This window comes from Sphingomonas sp. Mn802worker (genome assembly GCF_000382485.1).
GTDB lineage: Bacteria > Pseudomonadota > Alphaproteobacteria > Sphingomonadales > Sphingomonadaceae > Sphingomonas.
Genome location: NZ_AORY01000018.1, coordinates 2,501 through 5,935, shown reverse-complemented (window position 1 = coordinate 5,935; position 3,435 = coordinate 2,501). Strand labels below are relative to the sequence as shown.

General features: G+C 54.9%; 1 tRNA gene and 2 rRNA genes. All 3 read right to left on the bottom strand.

Annotation, left to right across the window (positions count from 1 at the left end):
* Window positions 1-2 precede the first annotated feature (2 nt).
* Window positions 3-79, bottom strand: a tRNA-Met gene (locus SMN802W_RS0115415).
* 120 nt (window positions 80-199) lie between these two features.
* Window positions 200-314 (bottom strand): 5S ribosomal RNA (gene rrf / locus SMN802W_RS0115410).
* Window positions 315-435: 121 nt separating this feature from the next.
* A 23S ribosomal RNA gene (locus SMN802W_RS0115405) occupies window positions 436-3,218 on the bottom strand.
* Window positions 3,219-3,435 lie beyond the last annotated feature (217 nt).

Below are 3,435 nucleotides of genomic sequence, written 5' to 3'. Positions count from 1 at the left end.
GTTGGTTGCGGGGGCTGGATTTGAACCAGCGACCTTCAGGTTATGAGCCTGACGAGCTACCGGGCTGCTCCACCCCGCGACGTTTGGCTGAGCGGTACGGGGCACGCGTCAGGCGTGTCGCAGTGCGGCTCGGCTATGACCTCCGAGAGGAGGAGAGTGACGTTGTGATGGGTTCTTGTGCATGTTCGCAGGCATCAATGCCTGGCGGCGACCTACTCTTCCATCGCTTGAGCGATAGTACCATTGGCGCAGAGGGGTTTCACGGCCGAGTTCGGGATGGGATCGGGTGGGACACCGACGCTATGGCCACCAGGCAATGGTGCCTGCGAGATGCGTATTGGGTTAAAATCGAGTGCGTGCACTGGCTGCGAGAGGATCATCCCGCCCGTGATCTTGCGCTGGCTGTACCAGCGTTGATGTTGGGGGTGTGAGCTCATCAAGCGCGAATAGGACGATTAGTATCGGTTAGCTTCACGCGTTACCGCGCTTCCACATCCGATCTATCAAGGTCGTGGTCTTCGACCGTCCTGAGAAATCTTATCTCGAGGGAGGCTTCCCGCTTAGATGCTTTCAGCGGTTATCCCGTCCGTACATAGCTACCCTGCTGCGCCGTTGGCACGACGACAGGTACACCAGAGGTACGTTCAACCCGGTCCTCTCGTACTAGGGTCAACTCCTCTCAAATTTCGACGCCCACGGCAGATAGGGACCAAACTGTCTCGCGACGTTCTGAACCCAGCTCACGTACCACTTTAATTGGCGAACAGCCAAACCCTTGGGACCTGCTCCAGCCCCAGGATGTGATGAGCCGACATCGAGGTGCCAAACAACCCCGTCGATATGAGCTCTTGGGGGTTATCAGCCTGTTATCCCCGGCGTACCTTTTATCCGTTGAGCGATGGCCCTTCCACGAGGGACCACCGGATCACTATGACCGACTTTCGTCTCTGCTCGACTTGTCAGTCTCGCAGTCAGGCTGGCTTATGCCATTGCACTCTAACAGCCGGTTTCCAACCGGCCTGAGCCAACCTTCGCGCGCCTCCGTTACTCTTTAGGAGGCGACCGCCCCAGTCAAACTACCCGCCACAGAGGGTCCCTGATCCAGTTTCATGGATCGAGGTTAGACAGTAAACAACAACAGGGTGGTATTTCACCTATGGCTCCACACCGGCTGGCGCCAATGCTTCAAAGCCTCCCACCTATGCTACACAGTTCTTGTCCACTGCCACTCTGAAGCTGCAGTAAAGGTGCACGGGGTCTTTCCGTCTAACCGCGGGTACTCCGCATCTTCACGGAGAATTCAATTTCGCTGAGCATGTCCTGGAGACAGTGGGGAAGTCGTTACGCCATTCGTGCAGGTCGGAACTTACCCGACAAGGAATTTCGCTACCTTAGGACCGTTATAGTTACGGCCGCCGTTTACCTGGGCTTCATTTCAGAGCTTGCACCCCTCCACTTAACCTTCAGGCACCGGGCAGGCGTCAGGCCCTATACGTCGTCTTGAAGCCGACTTAGCAGAGCCCTGTGTTTTTGCTAAACAGTCGCTACCCCCTGGCCTGTGCCCCCGATGAGAGCTTGCGCTTACATCGGGCCTCCTTCTTCCGAAGGTACGGAGGCAATTTGCCGAGTTCCTTCAGGACACTTCTCTCAAGCGCCTTGGTATACTCTACCTGACCACCTGTGTCGGTTTCGGGTACGGTCTATACGGTGGGGCTATTTCCCGGGACAGTTTCGAAGCCCGCCCAATCCGTTAAGGGCGAACAACACACACCATCCGTCACACACCACCAGGCTCAGGAATATTAACCTGATTCCCATCGACTACCCCCTTCGGGCTCGTCTTAGGGGCCGGCTCACCCTGCGCGGATTAGCCTTGCGCAGGAACCCTTGGTCTTTCGGCGAGAGGGCATCTCACCCTCTTTATCGCTACTCATGTCTGCATTCGCACTTCCGATACCTCCACCACCCATTACCAGATGGCTTCGCAGGCCTACGGAACGCTCCGCTACCGCGTGAACAAAGTTCACACCCAAAGCTTCGGTGCACGTCTTGAGCCCCGTTACATCTTCGCCGCAGGAACCCTTGTTTAGACCAGTGAGCTGTTACGCTTTCTTTAAAGGATGGCTGCTTCTAAGCCAACCTCCTGGTTGTTTTGGGATTCCCACATGCTTTCCCACTTAGACGTGACTTGGGGACCTTAGCTGTTGGTCAGGGCTGTTTCCCTTTTGACGACGGACCTTAGCACCCGCCGTCTGTCTCCCGAGTATCACTCACAGGTATTCGGAGTTTGGTTAGGTTTGGTAGATCTCGCGACCCCCGCACCCATCCAGTGCTCTACCCCCTATGGTGTCCGCTCGAGGCACTACCTCAATAGTTTTCGCGGAGAACCAGCTATTTCCCGGCTTGATTGGCCTTTCACCCCTAAACACAACTCATCCGGTAACTTTTCAACGTTAATCGGTTCGGACCTCCAGTGTGTGTTACCACACCTTCATCCTGGTCATGCCTAGATCGCCGGGTTTCGGGTCTAATACATCGAACTATGTGCGCCCTATTCAGACTCGCTTTCGCTGCGCCTACACCTAACGGCTTAAGCTTGCTCGATACATTAAGTCACAGACCCATTATGCAAGAGGTACGCAGTCAGGGCACAAGACCCCTCCTACTGCTTGTAGGCAATCCGTTTCAGGTACTGTTTCACTCCCCTCATCGGGGTGCTTTTCACCTTTCCCTCACGGTACTAGTTCACTATCGGTCGCATACGAGTATTTAGGCTTGGAGGGTGGTCCCCCCATGTTCAGACAGAATTACACGTGTTCCGCCCTACTCGAGTCCCATTGTCTCACTTTCGCATACGGGACTGTCACCCGCTATGGTGCTACTTTCCAGAAGCTTCTGCTAGTTGAACAATAGGCACTGGCCTGGTCCGCGTTCGCTCGCCACTACTAACGGAATCTCGGTTGATGTCTTTTCCTCCAGCTACTGAGATGTTTCAGTTCGCCGGGTTCGCTTCTTGAACCCTATGTATTCAGGTCCAAGATACTCAAAACCCTCATGACCTAGCCATAAGCTAGATCATCAGGATGAGTGGGTTTCCCCATTCGGAAATCTGCGGGTCAAAGGTTGCTCACACCTCACCGCAGCTTATCGCAGCGTGCCACGTCCTTCATCGCCTGTATGCGCCAAGGCATCCACGAATTGCCCTTACCTCACGCTTGAGAGCCCACACCACCAACATCAACGCTGGATCGGCCAAAGACCGACACGAAACTCGGCAGAGCAGCGTCGTGCAGTATCTTGGTATGGGATGATAATCTCAGCCAGATTTTGTGAAATGAACCAGCTCCAAGCCTTGCACACGACAACCTTACGGTCGCCGCAGCTTCGCTCAAAGCCGATACCTTCACGGCATCGATTTTAAGAACCCATTCACAA